We start from the raw sequence: 6,792 nt of genomic DNA on the forward strand, positions 1-6,792 counted from the left end.
CGGCGCGGTACTGGTCGACCAGAACGGCGCCTGGATGGCCACACCGCCGCCGATCGTCCCACGCAGCACCGTGGGCGCCGGCGACTCGTCGCTGGCGGGGTACGTCCGCGCCGAAGCCGGTGGGGCGGTGCCGCCTCAGCGGTTGCAGATGGCCGTCGCCTACGGCAGCGCCGCGGCCGCTCTACCGGGGACCACGCTGCCCTCACCCGCCGAGGTCGACCTGAATGCGGTTCAGGTTTCCCCGATCTCACCGATTCCTGCCAACCAGTGACAACGAAAGACGAGAGTAGTGCCATGACTAGCTCCACCTCCTCCCCACCGATCATCACCGCGGATCTGGTGCTGCTCGACACCGATGTCGAGGGTGACAAGCAAGCGGTGATCACCAAGCTGGCGGGCAGCCTCGCCGCCGCGGGCCGTACCAACGACGCCGACGGGCTGATCGGTGCGGCGATGGCCCGCGAGGAACAGTCCGCGACCGGGTTGCCCGGCGGCATCGCGATCCCGCACTGCCGTTCGCCGTACGTCGACTCCCCGACGATCGGGTTCGCCCGATTGCGCCCCGCGGTGGACTTCGGCGCGCCCGACGGCCCGGCCGACCTGGCGTTCCTGATCGCGGCACCCGACTCCGGCGGCCAGGAGCACATGAAGCTGCTGTCCAGTCTGGCAAGGGCTCTGGTGCGCAAGGACTTCGTCGAATCGCTGCGCACCGCGGGCACCGCCGCCGAGATCGTCGACCTGGTCGACGGGGTGGTCAACCCCGCAACCGCGGCGGCGCCGAGCGCGCCCGCGGCTCCCGCCGAGGAGAAGCCGGCCAAGTCGATCGTCGCGATCACCGCCTGCCCGACCGGGATCGCGCACACCTACATGGCCGCCGACGCGCTGTCCGCCGCGGCCAAGGAAGCCGGCGTCACGCTGGTCGTGGAGACCCAGGGCTCCTCGGGCAGCACCCCGCTGCCGGCCGAGACCATCGCCAAAGCCGACGCCGTCATCTTCGCCACCGACGTCGGGGTCAAGGACAAGGGCCGGTTCGCCGGCAAGCCCGTGGTGGCCTCCGGCGTGAAACGGGCGATCAACGAACCGGCCAAGATGGTCGCCGAAGCCGTTGCCGCAGCGGACAATCCGAACGCAGCCCGAGTAGAGGGATCCGTAGGAGCTGCCGAGGACACTCCGTCAGGCAATGTCGGCTGGGGCACCCGGACGCGCCAGATCCTGCTGACCGGCGTGAGCTACATGATCCCGTTCGTCGCGGCCGGCGGTCTGCTGATCGCGCTGGGCTTCCTGTTCGCGGGCTACGACATCACCGAGACCGGAAATGACATCGCGCTGAACAACTCGCTGACCGACCTGCCCCCGGGCGGGTTCGTCCAGTACCTGGGGGCGATCCTGTTCACCCTCGGCGGGCTGGCGTTCGGCTTCCTGGTCCCGGCTCTCGCCGGCTATATTTCCTTCGCGATCGCCGACCGGCCCGGTATCGCACCGGGATTCACCGCCGGCGCGCTGGCGGTGTTCATCGGCGGCGGCTTCATCGGCGGCATCGTCGGCGGTGTGATCGCCGGCTTCGCGGCGCTGTGGATCGGCAACCTCAAAGTGCCGCAATGGCTTCGCGGCCTCATGCCGGTGGTCATCACCCCGCTGTTCGCGTCGCTCGTGGTCGGTCTGATCATGTTCTTCCTGATCGGTCGCCCGCTGGCCTGGGTCAACACCAGCCTGACCGAATGGCTCAGCGGCCTGTCCGGCACGTCGGCGATCTTCCTGGGGATCATCCTCGGCCTGATGATGTGCTTCGACCTTGGTGGGCCGGTCAACAAGGCCGCCTACGCGTTCGCCACCGCCGGGCTGGCGGCAGCCACCACCGCGTCGTTCGAGATCATGGCGACGGTGATGGCGGCCGGCATGGTGCCGCCGCTGGCGATGGCGCTGGCCACCACCATCCGGCCCGGGCTGTTCAGTGAGCCCGAGCGGGAGAACGGCCGGGCCGCTTGGCTTCTCGGTGCGACGTTCATCTCCGAAGGCGCCATCCCGTTCGCGGCGGCCGACCCGTTGCGGGTCATCCCGTCGATGATGTTCGGCGGAGCCATCACCGGCGCGCTGTGCATGGCCTTCGGCGCGACCTCGCGGGCACCGCACGGCGGCATCTTCGTGCTGTTCGCGATCGACAACAAGTTCGGCTTCATCATCGCGATCCTGGCCGGGATGGTCGCCGCCGCACTGGCGGTCGTCGCCGCCAAGCAGTTCATCAAGCCCGGCGCCAAGCAAGAATCCGAGCTCGTTGCCGCCTGACCGCTACACCTCACCGACAACCTCACCAACAAAACAAGGAGAACCCATGCCCAGCAAGTCCGTCATCGTCGGCTCGGCCATCGGCCTGCACGCCCGTCCGGCCGCCATCATCGCCGAGGCCGTCGTCAACGCCGGTGTTCCGGTCACGCTGTCGACGGACGGCGGTGAACCCGTCGACGCCGGTTCGGCGCTGATGATCATGACCCTGGGCGCCGGCAAGGGCGCCGAGGTGACCGTGGAGTCAGAAGACGAGGCCGCGCTGAACACCGTCGCCGACCTGGTCGAGCAGGACCTCGACGCCTAGGTCCCACCCCCCGCCGGAACGGTATTCCAGCAGGCAATCTGCGAGTGCGCACCTGCTGGAATGCAGTTCCGGCGCAAGAAAGCGGAATGACCCCTCTCGGGACCCCCTTACGATTGCCTGGTGCAATCGGCGAGTACGCTCGACTCAAATTTTTGTGTGGCCCCGGCGGCAGCATTAAGTTTGCTGCGGGTGTGTCGGCACACAGTTCGATGGTCGGGTGTTTCGGGGGGTGACGACGCGTGCGCCGGTTAGGTGCGCTTTTTTCGGCACTGATCCTGGTGCTCCTGACGGCTCCCCCGGTCGGGGCGATCGAACCTCCGGTCATCGACCCCGCAGCCATCCCACCGGATGAGACCGGGCCGGACCAGCCGATGGAGCAGCGCCGCATCTGTGCCGCACCGACGGTGTTCCCGAACTCGAACTTCGCCGACAGGCCGTGGCCCAATGACTACCTCAGGCTGGCCGACGCGCAGAAGTTCGCAACGGGTGCCGGGGTAACTGTGGCGGTGATCGACACCGGGGTGAACGGTTCGCCTCGAGTCCCGGCCGAGCCCGGCGGCGACTTCGTCGACCAGGCCGGCGACGGGATGTCCGACTGCGACGCACACGGCACCCTGACCGCGGCCGTCATCGCCGGACGGCCTGCTCCGACAGATGCATTCATCGGGGTGGCACCCGACGCCCGGATCCTGTCGCTGCGGCAGACATCGGACAGTTTCTCGCCGGTGGGCGCCCGCAACGACCCGAACGACCCCAACGCCACGCAGACCGCGGGCTCGCTGCGCAGCCTAGCCCGGGCGATCGTGCACGCCGCCGACATCGGCGCGCAGGTCATCAACATCAGCGAGGCCGCCTGCTACAAGGTGACCCGCCGGATCGACGAACGGGTCGTCGGTGCCGCGGTTCACTACGCCGTCAACGTCAAGGGCACGACGATCGTTGTCGCCGCGGGCAATTCGGGCGGGGACTGTACGCAGAACCCTCCGCCGGACCCGGCTGTGCCTGCCGACCCGCGCGGCTGGCAGGAGGTGCAGACCATCGTCTCTCCGGCCTGGTACTCGCCGCTGATCCTGACTGTGGGCAGCATCGCCCCCAACGGCCAACCCAGCGGGTTCTCCATGCAAGGCCCCTGGGTCGGGGCCGCCGCGCCGGGCGAGAACCTGGTGGCGCTGGGTTACGACGGCAACCCCGTCAACGCGCTGCAGGGTGACGACGGCCCCATCCCGATCAGCGGCACGTCGTTCTCCGCGGCGTACGTGTCGGGGCTGGCGGCGCTGCTCAAACAGCGCTTCCCCGACCTGACGCCGGCACAGATCATCAACCGGATCACCGCGACCGCCCGACATCCGGGCGGCGGCGTGGACAACGTTGTCGGCGCCGGTGTCATCGATCCGGTCGCCGCGCTGACGTGGGACGTCCCGGCCGGGCCGGCGGACATCCCCTACACGGTCAAGGAGATTCCTGCGCCAGTGCACATTCCGCCTCCCGACCGCGCGCCGATCACCGGGGTGGTCGTCGTCGGTACCAGCCTCGCGGCGCTGCTCGGTATCGGGGCGTTGGCCAGACGGGCGCTGAGGCGCCGATGACCAAGTTCCTCTCGGTGTTCGGGTTGCGGTTCACCACCGGCCAAGCGCTGTGGGCGGTGGCGCTGATCCCGGCGTGCATCATGCTGTTCTCCGAACTCGACATGCTGTGGTTGGGCATCCCGTTGGGCGTTCTGATCGGGCTCGCGTCGGTGCTGACGGTGCGCGGTCGCCGGGCCACGGGGTGGGTCGCCGCCCTCTTCGCATGGCGACGACGGCACCGGCAGCCCCCGGCGCCGCCATCCGAACCAGCGGTCGGTGCGACCGTGATGCCGGGTGACCATGTCGCGGTGCGCTGGCAAGGCGACCACATGGTGTCGGCGATCGAGCTGGTCCCCCGCCCGTTCACCCCGACGGTGATCGTCAACGGTGAGGCGTTCACCGACGATGTCGTCCACACCCGGTTGGTCGAGGACCTGCTGACCGGCTTCTGCCCGGACCTGGAAGCCGACATGGTGTCGGCGGGATACCGCGTCGGCAAGACCGCGCCCGCGGCGCTCGTGGCACTCTACGAGCAGGTGGTCGGCCCCTACCCGGCGCCGGCGAACCGGCGAACGTGGTTGTTGCTGCGCGCCGATCCCGAGATCACCCGAAAGTCGGCGTTGCGCCGCGACAGCGGGGTCTCGGGCCTGGCGCAGTATCTGGTTGCGTCGACGACGCGGATCGCAGATCACTTGGCCAGCAATGGTATCGACGCCCGACCCGCCCGCAGCTTCGACGACTACGACAGGGCCACCGAGATCAGCTTCGAGCGCGAAACCTGGTCGATGATCAAGGGCCGCAGCACATTCACCGCCGCCTACACCGCGGCGGGCGGGCCCGACACCTGGTGGTCTGCGCGGGCGGACCACACGCTGACACGGGTGCGCATCGCTCCCGGCGTCGCCCCGACCACCACCGTGCTGTTGACCACGCTGGCACAGCCGTCCACGCCGCGGGGATTCTCATGTCTCCACGGTGGGCAGCGGGCTGCCCTGCTGGGCGAGAGCCCGGTCACCGACCGGCATTACGAGCTTCCGATCGGGTCGGCGGGAGTGCTGGTGGGTGAGACCGCCGACCGCTATCCGGTGTACATGCCGTTCGACGACGTCGACGCCAGCATCAACCTCGGCGACGCCCGATTGTTCACCCAGTTCGTCGTGCGCTCGGCCGCAGCGGGTGCGGTCGTCACCCTGACTCCGCAGTTTCGGGAGTTCGCCGGCTACATCAACGCACGTATCGGCCCGGAAGCCAAAGTCGCCTGGCCGAACGCCACGACCTACCTGGGAACCCATCCGGGAATCGGCCGAGTGATGCTGCGCAACAACTTCATCGACACTCCGCGGCACAAGCAGCTACCCATTCGATTGATCAACCCACGCGAGGAGAGTCGCTACCAGATGGTTCTGGAGGGGTAATGGCGGGGGACGAATTCAAGGTCGACCCTGACGATCTGGATCGCAAGGCGCGCATCGTCGATGACATCCCGTGGGGTGCTGATCCTGGCGAGGTGTCACTGAGCCGCCCGGACTCGCTGCAGGCTTCCTCTACTGCGGTGACCAACCTTTCCAAGAACGCTGCGGCGCTTGCCGATTACCAGAAGTACGGCATCGAGGAGAGCCGCCGACTGGCCGACACCCTCCGACTGGTCGGGGGCGCGTACCGCCGCGTCGACGATGCAGCAAAAGCCAGTATCGACGCCACGATTCCCGGTGGGCCGTCGCCTGCGCCGCCGCCCCCCGTCCCGGTCGGATCCAACAGTGTGCCCGAGCCGACCGCCCCCGGTCCGATGGCTCCGTTTCAACCCGTGACAGCCGACCAGGACGGGTTCGTCGACGTCAAGCGGGCCGACATGCTGCTCAACGGCGGCGATCACGCCGCCTCTCTGCGGGCCGCGGCCACAGCGTGGTCGGCCAATGCGACAACGCTTCTCGGAGCAGCGCAACCGTTCCAGATCAAGATCGAGAACTGGGAAGGCGCCGCGGCTGATGCTGCTTACACGAAGTTTCAACGGTTCGGGGGTTGGCTGGTCGAACTGGCCGGCAAGTGGGAGCAACTCGCCGCGCAGGCGACTACGCTGGCCGCCGCCCACGAGACCGCCCGCTCGACGCACGAGCCGATTCGGGTGGAGTACAAGGCGCTGGAAGCCCAGATGCCCGCAGCCATCGCCGCCGGCGGCAGTGCGGCCCGCACTCTCAGCCTGAAGATGGAGCAGCTTCAGCATCAGTCAGAGGCCGTTCGCGAAACATACGCCGCAACAGGAAATCCCACACAGGTGCCGCCGCCGGAGCCTCGGCCGAACTCCACGGCGCCCACCACGCCGGTCACCGGCAACGGCGATCCACGTGGTCGGGGCGTACCGGCCGGAGAACCAGGTGAGGGGCGCATCGGTGCCCAGCAGCCAGGTGGTGGGGGTCAGTCGCCGGAAGGGGCACCGGCCACGGAACAACCGGCTGTGTCACCGATGTCGGCGGCGGAGCAGGGAGCGCAGCAAGGTGCCTCGCAGGGTGGACAGCAGGGCGGCGGAGCACCGAGTGGGGGCCAGCCCGGCGGGTCTCCCGGCGGCGGATCCCCTGGCGCGGGTCAACCGGGTGGCGCAATGCCGGGGGCCAAAGGCGACCCGAGGCTGCCCACAGACCCGAG

At 68.8% G+C, this 6,792-nt stretch carries 6 protein-coding genes; all 6 read left to right on the top strand.

Annotation, left to right across the window (positions count from 1 at the left end; all coding sequences use genetic code 11):
* Positions 1-271, top strand: a 271-nt coding sequence (locus tag WA944_RS04980; RefSeq protein WP_526646467.1) for a PfkB family carbohydrate kinase, incomplete at its 5' end; no start/stop codon positions are given.
* Between the two features lie 23 nt (positions 272-294).
* Positions 295-2,283: a PTS fructose transporter subunit IIABC gene (locus tag WA944_RS04985; RefSeq protein ID WP_526610687.1), complete on the top strand. Its 1,989-nt coding sequence runs from the start codon at positions 295-297 to the stop codon at positions 2,281-2,283.
* Between the two features lie 46 nt (positions 2,284-2,329).
* Positions 2,330-2,587 (top strand): HPr family phosphocarrier protein, encoded by a 258-nt coding sequence (locus tag WA944_RS04990; protein ID WP_163887554.1) that lies wholly within the window; start codon positions 2,330-2,332, stop codon positions 2,585-2,587.
* Between the two features lie 239 nt (positions 2,588-2,826).
* Positions 2,827-4,173, top strand: coding sequence for a type VII secretion-associated serine protease mycosin (gene mycP, locus WA944_RS04995; protein WP_526375922.1), 1,347 nt, complete (start codon positions 2,827-2,829; stop codon positions 4,171-4,173).
* Positions 4,170-5,567: a type VII secretion protein EccE gene (gene eccE / locus WA944_RS05000; protein WP_526375920.1), complete on the top strand. Its 1,398-nt coding sequence runs from the start codon at positions 4,170-4,172 to the stop codon at positions 5,565-5,567. Before mycP ends, eccE begins: the two co-directional genes overlap by 4 nt.
* On the top strand, positions 5,567-6,792 hold a 1,226-nt coding region (locus WA944_RS05005), incomplete at its 3' end, for a PPE domain-containing protein (RefSeq protein WP_526646469.1). The genes eccE and WA944_RS05005, both read left to right, overlap by 1 nt.

The organism is Mycobacterium sp. (assembly GCF_049683355.1).
In the GTDB taxonomy this organism is placed as follows: domain Bacteria; phylum Actinomycetota; class Actinomycetes; order Mycobacteriales; family Mycobacteriaceae; genus Mycobacterium.